The sequence below is a fragment of the Nocardia sp. NPDC057663 genome (assembly GCF_042799895.1).
In the GTDB taxonomy this organism is placed as follows: domain Bacteria; phylum Actinomycetota; class Actinomycetes; order Mycobacteriales; family Mycobacteriaceae; genus Nocardia.
The window spans coordinates 245,812-261,629 of record NZ_JBHVHX010000005.1; the positions used below are offsets into that span (position 1 = coordinate 245,812).

Annotated in this window: 17 protein-coding genes; 11 read left to right on the top strand and 6 right to left on the bottom strand. The window is 69.7% G+C overall.

Annotation, left to right across the window (positions count from 1 at the left end; translation table 11 throughout):
- Positions 1-59: 59 nt before the first annotated feature.
- Genes ACFVAV_RS14795 through ACFVAV_RS14805 form a run of 3 tightly spaced genes read left to right on the top strand, consistent with a single transcriptional unit; the run spans position 60 to position 3,055 of the window.
- Complete coding sequence (locus tag ACFVAV_RS14795; RefSeq protein ID WP_379035039.1) at positions 60-416, top strand: hypothetical protein; 357 nt, start codon at positions 60-62, stop codon at positions 414-416.
- 6 nt (positions 417-422) lie between these two features.
- Positions 423-956, top strand: coding sequence for a hypothetical protein (locus tag ACFVAV_RS14800; RefSeq protein WP_379035041.1), 534 nt, complete (start codon positions 423-425; stop codon positions 954-956).
- A gap of 2 nt (positions 957-958) precedes the next feature.
- Entirely contained in the window at positions 959-3,055 is a 2,097-nt protein-coding gene (locus ACFVAV_RS14805; RefSeq protein ID WP_379035043.1) for an MMPL family transporter, read from the top strand.
- Between the two features lie 61 nt (positions 3,056-3,116).
- Here the strand turns inward: ACFVAV_RS14805 and ACFVAV_RS14810 are convergent, their stop codons facing one another.
- From ACFVAV_RS14810 to ACFVAV_RS14825, 4 genes are read right to left on the bottom strand one after another with little or no spacing between them, the layout of a single operon-like run.
- Positions 3,117-4,007, bottom strand: coding sequence for a heme ABC transporter ATP-binding protein (locus ACFVAV_RS14810; RefSeq protein WP_379035045.1), 891 nt, complete (start codon positions 4,005-4,007; stop codon positions 3,117-3,119).
- Entirely contained in the window at positions 4,004-5,125 is a 1,122-nt protein-coding gene (locus tag ACFVAV_RS14815; protein WP_379035047.1) for a FecCD family ABC transporter permease, read from the bottom strand. Before ACFVAV_RS14815 ends, ACFVAV_RS14810 begins: the two co-directional genes overlap by 4 nt.
- Positions 5,122-6,135, bottom strand: coding sequence for a hemin ABC transporter substrate-binding protein (locus tag ACFVAV_RS14820; RefSeq protein ID WP_379035049.1), 1,014 nt, complete (start codon positions 6,133-6,135; stop codon positions 5,122-5,124). Before ACFVAV_RS14820 ends, ACFVAV_RS14815 begins: the two co-directional genes overlap by 4 nt.
- A gap of 17 nt (positions 6,136-6,152) precedes the next feature.
- Positions 6,153-7,130 (bottom strand): aldo/keto reductase, encoded by a 978-nt coding sequence (locus ACFVAV_RS14825; RefSeq protein WP_379035051.1) that lies wholly within the window; start codon positions 7,128-7,130, stop codon positions 6,153-6,155.
- A gap of 228 nt (positions 7,131-7,358) precedes the next feature.
- Here ACFVAV_RS14825 and ACFVAV_RS14830 point away from each other — a divergent pair, with 228 nt between their 5' ends.
- The 6 genes from ACFVAV_RS14830 to ACFVAV_RS14855 all read left to right on the top strand — a co-directional run bounded on the left by ACFVAV_RS14830 (position 7,359) and on the right by ACFVAV_RS14855 (position 11,889).
- The gene (locus ACFVAV_RS14830) at positions 7,359-8,300 is read left to right on the top strand and encodes an undecaprenyl-diphosphate phosphatase (RefSeq protein ID WP_379035053.1); all 942 of its coding nucleotides are present in this window, start codon (positions 7,359-7,361) and stop codon (positions 8,298-8,300) included.
- Between the two features lie 32 nt (positions 8,301-8,332).
- Positions 8,333-9,043, top strand: a complete 711-nt coding sequence (locus ACFVAV_RS14835) for a histidine phosphatase family protein (protein WP_379035055.1) — start codon at positions 8,333-8,335, stop codon at positions 9,041-9,043.
- A 50-nt stretch (positions 9,044-9,093) separates the two neighbouring features.
- Positions 9,094-9,681: a DUF3090 domain-containing protein gene (locus tag ACFVAV_RS14840; protein ID WP_379035057.1), complete on the top strand. Its 588-nt coding sequence runs from the start codon at positions 9,094-9,096 to the stop codon at positions 9,679-9,681.
- 4 nt (positions 9,682-9,685) lie between these two features.
- Positions 9,686-10,486 carry an SCO1664 family protein gene (locus ACFVAV_RS14845; RefSeq protein ID WP_379035059.1) on the top strand — a complete coding sequence of 267 codons (801 nt, stop codon included), beginning with the start codon at positions 9,686-9,688 and terminating at the stop codon, positions 10,484-10,486.
- A 59-nt stretch (positions 10,487-10,545) separates the two neighbouring features.
- Positions 10,546-11,523, top strand: a complete 978-nt coding sequence (locus tag ACFVAV_RS14850) for an aldo/keto reductase (RefSeq protein ID WP_379035061.1) — start codon at positions 10,546-10,548, stop codon at positions 11,521-11,523.
- A 93-nt stretch (positions 11,524-11,616) separates the two neighbouring features.
- Positions 11,617-11,889, top strand: coding sequence for a hypothetical protein (locus ACFVAV_RS14855; RefSeq protein ID WP_379035063.1), 273 nt, complete (start codon positions 11,617-11,619; stop codon positions 11,887-11,889).
- Positions 11,890-11,957: 68 nt separating this feature from the next.
- On the opposite strand, the gene ACFVAV_RS14860 is transcribed toward ACFVAV_RS14855, so the two are convergent.
- Together ACFVAV_RS14860 and ACFVAV_RS14865 are read right to left on the bottom strand one after the other, a co-directional pair.
- Positions 11,958-12,806 (bottom strand): alpha/beta fold hydrolase, encoded by an 849-nt coding sequence (locus ACFVAV_RS14860; RefSeq protein ID WP_379035065.1) that lies wholly within the window; start codon positions 12,804-12,806, stop codon positions 11,958-11,960.
- Complete coding sequence (locus ACFVAV_RS14865) at positions 12,803-13,231, bottom strand: helix-turn-helix domain-containing protein (RefSeq protein ID WP_379035067.1); 429 nt, start codon at positions 13,229-13,231, stop codon at positions 12,803-12,805. The genes ACFVAV_RS14860 and ACFVAV_RS14865 overlap by 4 nt, the downstream gene beginning before the upstream one ends.
- Positions 13,232-13,532: 301 nt before the next feature.
- Here ACFVAV_RS14865 and mshC point away from each other — a divergent pair, with 301 nt between their 5' ends.
- Together mshC and ACFVAV_RS14875 are read left to right on the top strand one after the other, a co-directional pair.
- Positions 13,533-14,771, top strand: a complete 1,239-nt coding sequence (gene mshC / locus ACFVAV_RS14870; protein WP_379035069.1) for a cysteine--1-D-myo-inosityl 2-amino-2-deoxy-alpha-D-glucopyranoside ligase — start codon at positions 13,533-13,535, stop codon at positions 14,769-14,771.
- 291 nt (positions 14,772-15,062) lie between these two features.
- Entirely contained in the window at positions 15,063-15,761 is a 699-nt protein-coding gene (locus ACFVAV_RS14875; RefSeq protein ID WP_379035071.1) for a dienelactone hydrolase family protein, read from the top strand.
- The last annotated feature ends 57 nt before the right edge of the window (positions 15,762-15,818 follow it).

Sequence of the window (15,818 nt, forward strand, 5' to 3'; positions counted from 1 at the left end):
CGGAGGTTACTGTTGACGTGTCGACAATTGTTTTGCCAGGAAGCGGGAGGGGATCACCGATGACCGACCGGACAACAGCGGGCTTCGGCATCGATGACATCTCCGTCGGCCCGTTCGCCCACGGTTTCGGCACCACCGACGACGGTCGCGCGTTCACCTTCCGCACCCACCGCGCCACCCTCACCGTGCAGATCTACCGCGCCGACCTGGGCGAGACCGTACCCGGTGCCGACGATGTGGTCGCCACCGCGCAGGCGCAGGTCACCGACATCGACCTCGGTGACGAACGCAGCGTCGCCGCGTTCGTACGCGATCTGATCCACGACGCGATCCCGGTCCCGACCGCCGCGCCGAGGGAAACCATGACGGTCCGGAGCATCCTGGGCCGGATCAGTGCCGTGATTGATGGTATGTAGATGGTGATGTCTTCCACACTTCTCGCCAGGGCCGCTGCGGCCACCGCCTGCCTCACGGCCCTCGTCGCCCTCACCGCCTGCGGTGGTGGCACCGACGAGGCCTCGGTCGACGCCGCACGGTCATCGGCCCAAGCCTCCCTGTCCTCCTCCATCGCGGTCTCGTCGAGCAAGGCCAATGTGCCGCTGCCGACCGCCACGGAACTCGACGCGCAGATCAAGCGCGCGCTCGACCCCGACCTGCCCGATGTCGAACGCACCGACCTGATCGAGGACGGCGCCGCGTTCAAGGACGCGATCCCCGACATGTACAAGGCGCTGCGCGACAACCCGCACGCCGTCTACGGCGTCGTCGACCCCGTCTTCGACAACCGTGACGGCACCCTCACCGCCACGATGCGCCTGGACAAGGACGGTTCGGGCACCAATATCCGCACCACCATCGTGCATTTCGTGCTGCTCGACGGGAAGTGGAAGATCTCACGCACCGATCTGTGCGGCATCCTGCGCTCGGCCGACTATCGCACCGCCGCCTGCGGCTGACCATGCGGGAATCGCGTGCGATGCGGTGGGGCCGGTTCGTCCACCGCCACCGCTACCTCGTGCTCGGGGTATTCGTTCTGACAGTGCTGATCTCGGGCTGGTTCGGCCGGGATCTGGCGGGCCGCTACACCCAGGAGGGCTGGTTCGACGAGTCCAGCCAGTCGGTGGCGGCCTCGAAACTGGCCGATGACACCTTCGGCCGCGACACCGACGGCGACCTGATCGTCATCTACACCGCGCCCGCCGGCACCACCGTCGACGATCCCGCGGTGCGCGGCCCCGTGGTGGCCGCGCTCGCGGACCTGCGCGAGCAGTACGGCAAGCACATCCACAAGATCGACAGCTACTGGGACAGCCCGTTCTCCGCGGACGCCTCCGATCCCAGCAAGCAGCACGCGTTCGCCAGTATCGGACTGGCGGGCGGTGGCGGAACGGCCACGGTCAACAACTATCTCGCCCTGAAACCGCATCTCAACGCCGGTGTGCCCGGTGGCGGGCCCGGCGGCACCACCGTGCAGCTGGCGGGGTTGCAGCCGGTGGTCGAGGGCATCAATATCGGGATGCAGCACGACATCCGGCGCGCGGAGATCATCGCGTTGCCAATTGTGGCGATCCTGCTGTACTTCGTGTTCGGCGGCGTCATCGGAGCGTTGCTGCCGGTGATGATCGGCGGGCTCACGGTCCTGGGCACCTCCGGCATCCTGCGGTTGCTGACCGCGCACATCGAAGTCAATGTGTTCGCCAGTGCGGTGATGACACTGGTCAGCCTCGGTTTGGCGATCGACTACGGACTGTTCACGGTGACCAGATTCCGGGAGGAACTCGCGGCGGGCCGCAGCGTGGAGGACGCGACGGCCCGCACCGTCGCGACGGCGGGCCGCACGGTGTTGTTCTCGGCGGCGATCATCGCGATCAGCCTCGGCGCGCTGTTCATCTTCCCCAACGGTGTGCTGCGCTCGGTGCCCTACGGCGGCATCTCCGCGGTGATGCTGGCGGCGCTGCTGTCGGTGACAGCGCTGCCTGCGGCCTTGAGCATCGCCGGGCGGCGCATCGACTGGCTCGGCTGGAAGCGATTCTCGCGCAGCAAGACCGAGGAGGAGATCGACGCGGGATTCTTCTCCCGGCTGGCGCAGTGGGCGATGCGGCGGCCGTGGGCGGTCGTGATCCCCATCGTGCTCGGCCTGCTGGCATTGAGCATTCCGTTGCGCCACATCGAGTTCGGCGGGATCAGCGAGAAGTATCTGGCGGCGGACAATCCGGCGCGCGTGGCGCAGGAGGACTTCGACCGGCTCTTCCCCGGCTTCCGCACCGAACCGGTGAAGCTGGTCGTGGTCGGCGCGTCGCCCGGGCAACTCGGCGACATCCGGTTCGAGGCCAATCAGATTCCCGGCCTGACCGGCCGGTTCGAGCCCGCCGCACCGACGAAGGACGGAGTCAACGTCCTCTCGGCCGGACTCGGTGACAAACGCGACGCCGACCGGGTGATCGACACATTGCGCGACCTGCCCGAACCACCGGGCGTCCAGATCATGGTCGCCGGTATCCCCGCGCTGGAACGCGACAGCATCAACGGCCTGATCGACGGTCTCCCGCTGCTGTTGGCGATCCTGATGGCCGCGGCGCTGGCGATGATGGTGATCGCGTTCCGGTCGGTGATCCTGGCGGTGAAGGCCGTCGCGATGAGCGCGCTCAGTCTCGTCTCGACGCTGGGCGTACTGACGTGGATCTTCGTGCAAGGCCACGGTTCCGATGCCTTCCACTTCACGCCGGGACCGCTGATGTTCGCGGTGGTGGCCTTGATCGTCACGGTGATCTTCGGGTTGTCCACCGACTACGAGGTGTTCCTGCTGTCCCGGATCGCGGAGAAGCGGGCCTCCGGCGCCGATGCCACCGAATCCATCCGCTACGGTGTCGCCCACACCGGTGGCGTGATCACCTCGGCCGCGGCCATTCTCATCGTGGTGACCGGCGCGTTCGGCTTCTCGGATCTGGTGCTGATGAAATACATCGCCTACGGCATGATCGTCGCGCTGATCATCGACGCCACGATCATCCGCATGGTGCTCACGCCCGCCCTGCTCAAGATCATCTGGCGGTAGCGGGCCCGCGGCGATAGAGGTCAGCCCCGGACCGATCCGGGGCTGACCTCTCGTTCCAGGATCACGCCCGGGGACGCTCCGGCAACACCAGCTGCGCACCGGTGACCGGGTGGTCGAACACATCGACAGGGTGGCGGTAGATGCCGGTGAGGAGTTCGCGGGTGAGGACCTGGCGGGGCGGTCCGTCGACGGCGACGCGACCCGCATCCAGGACGGTGACGCGATCGGCGTAGGCGGCGGCGACGCCAAGGTCGTGGACGACGACGACGACCGCGGCACCCGCGGCGGCCCGGGTCGCCGCCAGCCGGAGAACGGCCTCCTGGTGGCCGATATCGAGGGCGGCAGTGGGTTCGTCGAGCAGCAGGGTAGCGGTGTCCTGGGCCAGGACGCGGGCCAGCGCGACGCGGGCGCGTTCACCGCCGGACAGCGACGGGAACACCCGGCCGGCGAGATGGGTGACGTCGGTGGCGGCCAGGGCGGCGGCGATGAGGTCGTCGTCGTGCTCGGCGGCGGGCGTGTGCAGCCAGGGCGCGCGGCCCATGGCGACGACCTCGCGGGCGGTGAACGGGAACCCGACTGCGTGCGATTGCGGCAGCACCGCGCGGCGGCGGGCCATGTCGGCGTGGGTCCAGTGCGCGAGCGCGTGACCTTCGAGCGTCACCGTGCCGGTGCTCGGCGCGAGTTCGCCGGCCAGGGCGGCGAGCAGGCTCGACTTGCCCGCGCCGTTCGGTCCGACCAGGGCGACGATCTCACCGGCCGCGACCTGGAAGTCGACGTCTTCGAGAACGGTCCGGGTACCGCGCTGGACGGTGAGACCCGTCGCACGCAGGGTGACGGTGCCCGGTGCGGGCCGCGTCGGGACATCGGGGGTCCGGGTGAACAGGCTGCGCACGGAGCGACTGCGCCGCGGGGGAGCCGCGGGTGTGTCGACGGCCGGATGGATGTCGGTCATCCCCAGCCTCCCGCCCGCGCCCTGGTGCGGCGCAGCAGCCAGAAGAAGAACGGGCCGCCGATCAGCGAGGTCAGCATGCCCAGCGGCAGGTCGGCATTGTCGACCAGCGTGCGCGCCACGACGTCGGCACCGAGCAGCACCACCGAACCGACGATCGCGCTCAACGGGACCAGCACCCGATGGCCGGGGCCGACGAGCATGCGCACCACGTGCGGCACGATCAGCCCGACGAACAGGATGATGCCGCTGAACGCCACCCCGGCGGCGGTCAGCACGGCCACCACCACGATCACCTGCCTGCGCAGCCGTTCCACGTCGACGCCGAGATGACGGGCAGCGGAGTCACCGAGCGCGAGCAGATCCAGCCGCGGTGCGATGAGCACGGCGGCCAGCACGCCGACCGAGGCCAGCACGGCGACCACCGCCACCGACTGCCAGGTGGCGCCGTTGAGGCTGCCGAGCTGCCAGAACACGATCTGATCGCGGGCCGCGGGCGTGGCCACGAACAGCAACAGCGCGATCAGGCCGCCGGCGAAGGCGTTGACGGCGATGCCGGTGAGGATCAACGTCACGACTTCGGTGCGCCCACCCGACCGCGACAGCACATAGACCAGCGCGGTGGTGAACAGCCCCGCGGCGAACGCGGCCGCCGCCACCGACCAGGAAGCGACGAAGGCGCCACCGACCACGATGACGGTGCCCGCGCCGACCGCGGCGCCCGCGGACACACCGATCACACCGGGTTCGGCGAGCGGATTGGCGAACACACCCTGCAACAACGCACCCGCTGTCGCCAGGCAAGCCCCGACCAGGACGGCGAGCGCGACGCGCGGGAATCGCACCTCCCACAACGTCACCTCACCTGCCGGATGCGCGGGCATCGGCCCGATATCGAGCCCGATCCGGTGCGCCACACTGCCCAGCACCTCGGCCGCGGTGGTCGGCACCTGACCGAGCACCGCCGACACCAGCGCCAGCACCACGAGGGCGACCAGCGCGACGGCGAACACGACGGTGACCCGGGTGGTCCGATGACGCGGGTGCGGCAGCGGATCGGGGGTCGCGTCGTCGATCCGCGGCGCGTCCGCGGATTTCGTCAGATCAGGGGCATCGCTCATGCCGGCTTGCCGTAGACGGCGTCGGACAGCGCGGTGATGACCCGGCCGGTGTTGGGGCCGAAGCTGAGCAGCACCGCGTCGGACATGTCGACGACCCGGCGATCGCGTCCGGCGGGGGTCTGGGCGATACCGGGGATCTTCACAAGTCCGTCGATTCCGCCGACCGACTTCAGCCCGTCCGACATCACCAGCAGCACATCGGGCGCGGCGGCGATCATCGCCTCGCTGGTGATCGCGGTGAACGGTTCGCTCACCCCGGCAGCGGTGCCCGCGTCGACCCCGCCGATCGCGGTGATCAGCGAATCCGCGCCCGAACCCGGGCCCGCGATCATGGTGATCGCGGTGCTGCGCAGGTACAGGAACGCGATCTTCGGCTGCGGATCCTGCTTCGGGACGCGGGCGGTGGCGGTGGCGATCTCGTCGCGGGTGCGCTGCCCGAGCTGTGCGCCGGCCTCCGGTACGCCCAGGGCGGTGGCGACGGCCTCGATCTGCGGCACCACACCGTCCATGGTGCGGTCCGGATCGAAGTAGACGACGTTCACGCCCGCCGCCCGCAGCTGATCGCGGACGGCGGGCGCCGCGCTGGTGGTGTCGGTCAGGAACACCGATGGGCGCAGGGCCAGGACGGCTTCGACGCTGAGGCTGCCGTTGCCGCCCGCCACATTCGGCACGTTCGCGACGGCGGGGAAGGAGGCGGAGGTGCTGCGGCCGACGAGGTTCGCGCCGAGGCCGAGTGCGTACACGGTCTGGGCGAGGGTGCCGTAGCGGTCGACGGCGATGATCCGCGACGCGTCGGTGACGGTCACCTCGGTGCCGTCGAAGGAGCGTGCGGTCGCGGGCAGACGCGGCGTCGGCGGTGCGCCGATCGGGACCGGGTCGAGGTCGGCCAGCTGCGCCGTCGCGGGGCCACCGGAAATGGCAGTCGATGCAGGGTCGCTTCCCGTGCAGGCGACGGCGCCGGTCAACACCGTCGCCGCGAGCATCGCCGTCAGCACACCGCGCAGTCTCATGCAGGTAAGGCTAGCCATCATTCGGAACGTGCGCTCACATCGTCCAGTGCCGCCGCGATCGCGCGCGGCAACTCGAGGGTTTCGGCGGCCAGCACTCCGGTGAGCTGGCCGATGTCACGGGCACCCACGATCATGCTCGCGATGCCGGGCCGGTCCCTGATCCAGGCCAGCGCCACCGCCAGCGGCGAGGTGCCAAGGCCGTCGGCCGCGGTGACCAGCGCGTCCACCACGCGGGTGGCGCGTTCGTCGTCGAGCCTGCGCCGGATCTCGGCAGCCGTGGCCTCGTCGGCGCCGCGCGAATCCGCGGGCACACCGTCGCGGTACTTGCCGGTGAGGATGCCGCCCGCCAGCGGCGCGGAGGCGACGATGCCGACCCCGTGGTGCCGCGCGGCCGGGATCACATCGTTCTCGGTGCCGCGCGCGAGCAGCGAGTACGGGGTCTGCGCGGCCGTGATCGGCGCGATCGCGGCGAGACTGGCCAGTTGCCAGGCCGCGAACCCGCGCACCCCCGCGTACCGGGTGCGACCGGTGCGGACCGCGGTCTCCAAGGTCGCCGTGACCTCGTCGAGCGGGGTGTAGGGGTCCCAGGCGGCGATGCTCCAGATGTCGAGATGGTCGGTGCCCAGTTCGAGCAGTGTCCGGTCCAGTTGCGCGAGCAATGTCCGGCGCGACGCGTCGACGACCGGGCCGGTCGCCGCGGGTGCCGGCACGCTGCCACCGACCCCGGCGCCGGGCGCGTGCAGGACCACACCCGCGCTGCCGCTGAGCACCAGATCGTCACGGGCGACCAGGTCGCCGAGCAGATCGGCCAGGATCCGCTGCGCCGCGCCGTCGCCGTAGACGGGGGAGATGTCGACGAGCGTGCCACCGGCCTCGGTGAACGCCGCCAACTGCACCGATGCCTCGTCGGCGTCGGTATGGGTGCCCCAGGTGTGGGTCGCCAAGCCGATCCGCGACACCCGAAGGCCGCTGCGTCCCACCGTTCGCTGTTCCATCACCGCGCCCGCGTTTTCGTCACGGGCCCAGCCTAATGGGCGCGCCGTGTGGTCCCTCGCCGACGACCCGCGGCGAGGGCTGCGCGAACCGATCGCCCGGTGGGCGGGCGACGCCACCGCACCGCGACAGGTAGGGTCGCTGCGAGGTCGCGGCCCTTCCAGGCCGCTCGATGTAGCAAAAGCCCAGGAGGACGCTGTCTTTCGGGCGCGAGGTAGCAGGAGGACGTGTTGGGCGAGTCGATGACCTGGTTTCAGGCATTGGTACTCGGACTGGTGCAGGGACTCACCGAGTTCCTGCCGATCTCCTCCTCGGCGCACCTGCGCATCGTCTCGGGCGTGTTCTTCGGCGACGACGCGGGGGCGTCGTTCACCGCCGTCACCCAGCTGGGCACCGAGCTGGCGGTGCTGGTGTATTTCGCCAAGGACATCTGGCGGATCATCGTCGCCTGGTTCACCACCCTCGGCCTGCGGTGGCAGGAACGCTCCCAGCGCGAGGTCGCGGTCGGCGACCGGGTCACCACCAAACTGCCGGTGATGGACCGCAGCGCCCGCGAAGCCCACGAACGCGACACCCAGCGCGAGCTCGACTACCGCATCGGCTGGTATGTGATCATCGCCACCATCCCTATCGGCGTGCTCGGTTTCCTGTTCAAGGACGAGATCCGCACCGGCGCCCGCAACCTGTGGCTGGTGTCGTTCATGCTGGTCGCGTTCGCGCTGGTGATCGCCGCCGGTGAACATTTCGGCAGCAAGATCCGCCCGATCGAGCAGCTCACCACTCGCGACGGCCTGATCATGGGCCTGGCGCAGTGTCTTGCCCTGATTCCCGGTGTCTCCCGCTCCGGCGCGACCTCCACGGCGGGCCTGTTCCTCGGCCTCGAGCGGGAGGCCGCGGTGCGGTTCTCGTTCCTGCTGGCCATCCCCGCGGTCACCGCATCGGGCCTGTTCAGCCTGCCCGACGCGTTCGAGCCCGCCGGTGAGGGACTCAATGCGAGCGGACCGCAGCTGCTGGTCGCCACGATCCTGGCGTTCGGCGTCGGGTACGCCTCGGTCGCCTGGCTGCTCAAGTTCGTCGGCAAGCACTCGTTCTACTGGTTCGTCGGCTACCGGATCATCCTCGGCCTCACGATGTTGGCCCTGCTGTCCGCAGGCGTCGTCTCCGCGACCTGAGTGCGGCGAGAACGGATGGTTAGGCTGGTCCCATGACGGTGATCCTGCTCCGGCACGGAGTGTCCACCTCCAACATCGGTCACACCCTGGCCGGGCGCACCCCCGGTGTCGAGCTCACCGAGCGCGGTACCGAGCAGGCCGCCGCGGTCGCCGACCGGCTGGCGATGCTGCCGATCGAACACATCGCCAGCTCACCGCTGCTGCGCTGCCAGCGGACCGTCGCACCGCTGGCCGAGAAGCTCGGCCTCGAACCCGAGCACGACGAACGGCTCATCGAGGTCGACTACGGCGACTGGACCGGCCGCCCCCTGGCCGAACTGGTCACCGAACCGCTGTGGAAGGTCGTGCAGCGGCACGCCTCCGGTGCGGTGTTCCCCGGTGGGGAAGGGCTGGCCCAGGTCCAGCAGCGTGCGGTCGCCGCGATCCGCGACACCGAACGCCGGCTGGCCGAGCAGGCGGGTCGTGACGTGCTGTGGGTGGCGTGCGCGCACGGCGACATCATCAAATCGATCCTGGCCGACGCGCTCGGCCTGCATCTGGACAGTTTCCAGCGGATCGCGGTCGAACCGGCCTCGATCAGCGTCGTCCGCTACAGCCCGGTCGGGCCGTCGGTGTGGAAGTTCAACGACACCGGCGCCGACCTGTCCGCGCTCGCCGGCGCATCGGCACCCGCTCCCGGTGGAGAGGTGCCGACTGCCACCGGCGCGGATAATGGGAATGCGGGACACCGCGATTCTCCTTGAGGGAAATGTGTTCGTGAGTGTCGATCAGGGTCACGTATCAGGAGGTGCATGTGTCACGCGCAATCCATGTATTCCGCACCCCCGATCGTTTCGTCGCCGGGACCGTCGGTGAACCAGGCGATCGTTCGTTCTACCTGCAGGCCGTGCAGGAACCGCGCGTGGTCAGCGTGCTGCTGGAGAAGCAGCAGGTGAAGGTGCTCGCCGACCGGATGGGACTGCTGCTCGACGAGGTGGCGCGCCGCTTCGGCGCCGAGGTGCCACCTCAGGGCGAGGACGTCCGCGATGTCGCGCCGCTGGTGACGCCCATCGACACCGAATTCCGGGTCGGCACCATGGGTCTGGGCTGGGACGCCGACGCGGGCGCTGTCGTGGTGGAACTGCTGGCGATCACCGAGACCGAGGTCGACGAATCGGTGGTGCTCGACGACACCGAAGAAGGCCCCGACGCCGTACGGGTGTTCCTCACCCCCATCCAGGCCCGCGAGTTCGCCCTGCGCTCGGCGCGGGTCATCGCGGCGGGCCGTCCGCCGTGCCCGCTGTGCGGCGAACCGCTGTCCTCGCGCGGGCACATGTGCGTGCGCACCAACGGTTACAAGCGCGGCGAGATCTTCGGTACGGCCGAGATCGACGAGGAGTGATCCGGTGCCGGCAATCACCGAAGGCGAACTGGACATCGTCGGCCGGATCGGCGTCGCCAGCAATCTGACGCTGGTGTGCGAGATCGCCGCACCCGAACCCGACGGCGCCCCGCTGCGGGTGGTGTACAAGCCGGTGCGTGGCGAGCGTCCGCTGTGGGACTTCCCCGACGGCACCCTCGCGGGTCGTGAGGTGGCGTCGTATCTGATCTCCGAGCACCTCGGCTGGGGTGTCATCCCGGAGACGGTGTTGCGGGACGGGCCGTTCGGGCCCGGCATGGTGCAGCGCTGGGTGACCTCGGTCGACCACCACAGCGCGTCGAGCAGCCGGCGCCTGGACCTGGTCGACCTGTGTCGGCCGGGCACGGTGCCCGACGGCTTCTGCGAGGTGCTGCGGGCCCTCGACGGTGAGGGCAACGAGGTCTCGCTCATCCACGCCGACGATCCACGCCTGCAACGGATGGCGGTCCTGGACCTGCTGCTCAACAACGCCGACCGCAAGGGTGGGCACGCGCTGGAAGGTGTCGACGGGCAGGTGTACGGCGTCGACCACGGCATCTGCCTGCACAGCGAACCGAAACTGCGCACGGTGCTGTGGGGTTGGGCCGGGCGACCCGTTCACCAATCGCTGATCGCCGACATCGCCGCGTTCGCCGCGCAACTGCCCGGCACCGTGGCCGATTCGCTGGCCGAGCACATCACCGACACCGAGATCACCGCGCTGACCGAACGCACGAAGGCGCTGCTCGATCATCCGGTGATGCCGGTCCCGAATTCCTCGCGCCCGATTCCCTGGCCCGCGTTCTGATCCCAGGGTGGCCCTGACACGGTCTGTCTGCGGCCGCGTTTCCCGGCGAGACTGACGGCATGCTCCGTTACCGCCTCCTCGGTCACACCGGCCTGCGCGTCTCCGAGTTCGCTCTGGGCACCATGCGTTTCGACGACCCTGTCGAGACCGAACGGATCATCGCTACCTTCGCCGAGGCAGGCGGAAACTTCCTCGACACCGCCTCGGCGTACGGCGACAGCGAAGCGATCCTCGGTCGGGTGCTGCGCGATCGCGACCGTTTCGTGCTCGGCACCAAGTACACGCTCAGCCGCGACGTCACCGACCCCAATGCCGCGGGCAACCACCGCAAGAACCTGGTGCTGTCGCTGGAACAGAGCCTGCGCAGGCTGCGCACCGACTACGTCGACGTGTACTGGGTGCACGTCTGGGACCGGCACACGCCGATCGAGGAGACGATGCGCGCGCTCGACGACGTGGTGCGGGCCGGAAAGGCGCTGGCGATCGGCATCTCCGACGCACCCGCCTGGGTCGTCGCCCGCGCGAACACGATCGCGCAGAACAACGATCGCACACCGTTCGCCGCCATCCAGGTGCCCTACAGTCTGCTCGAACGTGGCATCGAACGGGAGTTGCTGCCGATGGCCGAGGCCTTCGGGCTCACGGTCACCGCGTGGTCGCCGCTGGCCGGGGGAGCGCTCGCCGCCGGCTCGGGACGGGCGACCACACCGCGCGCACTGGCGGCGGCCGCCGCGGTCGCCGAAGTCGCCACGGGACTGGGCGTTCCGCCCGAGCAGGTCGCGCTCGCCTGGACCCGGCACCGCAGCCGCGCCGTGCTGCCGATCCTCGGGGTGCGCACCGCCGACCAGCTGAGCGGCAATCTGGCGGCCGCGGCCCTGCGGTTGCCCGAGGACGCGGTCCGGGTGCTCGACGAAGCGGTGCCGTTCGACCGGGGGTTTCCGGCCGACTTCGTCGCCGAATGCGATGCCAGCCCCATGGTTTACGGCGACGCCGTGGACCGGCTCGATGTCGACGATTCCGGCCCACGGATGCGGTGACGTCAGGTATCTTGGGGCTGCGTTTCCGGGTCGGGGCCGGTGCTAGTGTGCTCCAAGCACTTTCGTCATCCAACGCAAGATCAGAGGAAATCTATGTCGTCGACCCGCTCGATCGTCACCAGCTCCGCCGCCGCGCTGCTGCTCACCGGTGCTGTCGCCGCTGTTGCCGCGCCCGCGCAGGCGTTCCCCAGCGGCTGGTGGACCGAGAAGACCTTCGTCTGCACCGCCACCGACCGCAACACCGGTGCGCCGCTGCCCGAGGTCACCGTGCAGGCCGCCGATCAGGTCGGCGCCGCCTACTACGCGCTGCCGAAGTTCGGCCCGGAGGCCGACACCTTGAACGTGCAGTGCTACGCCCAGGCGTGATCACCCGGTGAGTTCGGTGTCGCCGCACCCGACGCGCGGCGACACCGAGCGCATCACGTTCGCTCCGGTCAGCCGGAGTGCGCGCCCAGGAACTCCCTGATCGTCGCGGTCTGACCGAACACCCCGTGACCTACATCGGGGAGCAGGCGCACCTCGCCCCGCGTGAATCCGCCGCGGGCACGATCGGCAGTGCGTGCCGAATCGAACAGCACGTCGCGATCGCCGACGATCACCAGCACCGGAATGTCCACCGTGCGCAGTCGCTCGTCGCCGAATACGGGCAGACGCCCGGTGCGCGGCTTGAAATGGTCGAAGATCAGCTCGACATCGTCGAGGATCGGTCCGGCCGTCTCGTCGTCGAGGCCGAGGACAGTCCGTGCGGAATCGCGCACACTGCCACGGCCGAGCAGACGCAGCAGCATGCCTTTCACCAGCCATCCGAATCGTTGACCACCGAGCCCGCCCGGGCACACCAGGACCAGCGTGGTGACGCGGCCCGGCCTGCGGAGCACATAGTCGAGCGCGGTCCAGCCGCCGAGCGACATGCCCGCCAGCGCGACCGTGTCGAGTCCGAGGCCGTCCATGACCTCGTCGAGCCAGCTCGCGGTCGCGTCGGTGTCCAACGGCAGCCGGGTCTGCGCGCTGAAGCCGGGCTCGCCGGGCAGGTCGACGGCGTACACGCGGTACCGCGAGGCCCAGTCGGCGACGTCACCACGCCAGGCGGTGGTGTTCGCACCGGAACCGTGCAGCAGGAGCAGCGGTGGCGCGTCCACGGGGCCGGAGGCGACAACGAACGTCGCACCGACGCCGGTGTCGATGCGCAATTCCTCGCGCGGCACGGGCCAGGCGTCGAGGTGTTCGCGGTAGCGCTGTTCGACGACCCGTCGGCCTTCGGCGGACTTGTAGATGCCGGTCATGAGGTGAGGACTCCGTCCATGTAGTCGAGCAACCGGGCGGTGTCGGTGAGACCGCCGAGCAGGATGACCTTGAGCCGCGATCGCCCCGGGTCGTAGCTGGTTTCCACGCGCAGTGGCGTGCCGCCGGGGCCGCGGGTCGCCGCCGACGCCGTGAGCAGTGTGGTGATCCGGTCCGCGGTGGTGCGGTCGACGGCGTCGATCTCGACGATGCAGGAGGCCTCGGCGTGCCTGCCGGTCGTGTCCGGTGTCTGCGGTGCGGTGATCGGCAGGCCGGTGAATGCCTCGAGGTCGTCGTGGGCGATCCGGTACTGCTTGCCGATGCGGGCCGCGGGCAGTTTGCCGTCGCGGACATAGCTGCGCACGGTGCGGACGTGCAGTCCGAGCAAGTCGGCGACCTGCTCCACCGAATAGAGGCGATCCGTCATGAAACTACCGTAAACGAATGTTCTTATAGGTTGCAATAGGGATGTTTAGGGAATTGTGGTCTGTGACAATGCTCGCGATGGATGCCCGTCGTCTCGGCAACCATCAGCCCAGGTCGCGGGCACCGGCGCCGACGATCCGCCCCGCCAGGTCTGTGACCTGCGGATCTGCCTGAGTGCAACCCTTGACGGGAACACCGGAACACGTTTGTGTGCAGGTAGCGGGGCGCGCGAGCAACACCGCGAGCAACCGCCTGACCGGGCCGCGGACCGGTCGCCTCGACCGGGGCTCTACCCTCGAATCATGCAGTCCTGGTCCGATACCGCCCTACCGACCGTCCCCGGAGCAGGGCCGCCGTTGCGGTTGTACGACACCGCCGATCGCCAGGTCCGCCCGGTCACCCCCGGCGCGACCGCGAAGATGTACGTCTGCGGCATCACTCCCTACGACGCCACCCACCTCGGTCATGCCGCCACGTATCTGACGTTCGACCTGATCAACCGGCTGTGGCGCGACGCGGGCCACGAGGTGCACTACGTGCAGAACGTCACCGACGTCGACGACCCGCTGTTCGAGCGCGCCGCCCGCGACGGCGTCGACTGGCGTGACCTCGGCACCTCCGAGATCGACCTGTTCCGTGAGGACATGACCGCCCTGCAGGTGCTCCCGCCGCGGGACTACATCGGCGCGATCGAGTCGGTCGAGGAGGTGGTGGAACTGGTGCAGAAGCTGCTCGCCGCCGGCGCCGCCTACACCGTCGAAGACGCCGAATACCCGGATGTCTATTTCCGGACCGACGCCACCGAGCAGTTCGGCTACGAGTCCGGCTACGACCGCGCCACCATGGAGCAGCTGTTCGCCGAACGCGGCGGCGACCCCGACCGTGCCGGCAAGCGCGACATCATCGACGCGCTGCTGTGGCGTGCCGAGCGCCCGGGTGAACCGTCTTGGCAGGCGCCGTTCGGTGCGGGCCGTCCGGGCTGGCATATCGAGTGTGCGGCGATCGCGCTCAACCGGATCGGCACCGAGTTCGACGTCCAGGGCGGCGGCTCGGATCTGATCTATCCGCACCACGAATACTCCGCCGCGCATGCCGAGGCGATCACCGGCACCCGCCGCTTCGCCCGCCACTATGTGCACGCCGGGCTGATCGGTCTCGATGGCGAGAAGATGTCGAAGTCCAGGGGCAACCTGGTGCTGGTCTCGAAGTTGCGCCGTTCCGGGGTCGACCCGGCCGCGATCCGGCTGGGCCTGCTCGCCGGGCACTACCGCCAGGACCGCATGTGGACCGACGAGGTGCTCACCGACGCCCAGACCCGCCTGGCCCGCTGGCGGGAAGCCGCAGGCCTGACCAGCGGCCCGGCGGCGGACGGCACCGTCGCCCGGCTGCGTCAGCACCTGGCCGACGACCTGGACACCCCCAAGGCGCTCGACGCGGTCGACAACTGGGCGGCGCAGTCGCTGACCTACGGCGGCGCCGATCCCGCGGCTCCCGCCCTGGTGCGGGACGCGGTGGACGCGCTGCTGGGCGTCACCCTCTGACGGGTCGCGGGTCACCCGCGACTCCGTATGCTCGTGCCCCGTGCCGGATACTGTCGCCAGAGGCGCGGCGGCGCTGTTGCGTCGTGCGTTCGACCGGCGACAGGAGCGGTGATGCCTGAGACGCACCACCCCGCCGCCACGTCCGTGACGACCGTCCTGCACGTCGGCGGGGTGCTGCGGGCGAGTTCGCATGAAGCGCTGCGGCTGCCCGAACCCCCGGGCTCGGCGACGCGCCGAGCGATAACGCGCCCACTCGCCGGGGACGGCGTATCGAGGCTCTAGATTCGAGCGATGGAATCGATCGAGATCGATACTCCCGCCGGAAAGCTCGAAGCGCTGGTCGCCCGCCCGCAGGGGGCGGGCCCGTGGCCGGGTGTCGTCGTCTTGCACGATGGCCTCGGCGTGAACGCCGATCTACGGCATCAACTCGACATCGTCGCCGGTCACGGCTATCTGGCGATCGCACCGAACCTGTTCACCCGCGGCCGCGTCCGCTGTATCCAGCAGGCGTTCCGTGCGCTGGCGTTCACCGGCACGGGACCCGCGGTGGGGGAGATCCTCGCCGCCCGCGACCGGCTCGCCGCCGACCCCGACTGCACCGGCCGCATCGCGGTACTCGGCTTCTGCTTGGGCGGCGGTTTCGCCCTGCTCACCGCACCGCAGGGTTTCCACGCGGCGGCCCCGTTCTACGGCGGCCTCTACGGCGACTACAAAACCCTGCTCGACGGCGCGTGCCCGGTGGTTGCCAGCTACGGCAGGCTCGATCCGTCACTGCCTGGCGCCGCGGGCAAGCTCGAAGCCGCGCTGACCGCCAACGGCGTCGAGCACGACATCAAGACCTACCCGAACGCCACCCACAGTTTCGCCAACGTCCTGCCGGGAAACGCGGTGCTGGAACGCATCGGCATCGGCTACGACGCGGCGGCCACCGACGACGCTTGGCAGCGGATCTTCGCCTTCTTCGACCGGCACCTGCGCACCGGCGAGTGAGTCGCGCGAGCAGGTTGCCCGGAGTGTGCGGCGTTTATACTGTGGCCAAGCGCAGCT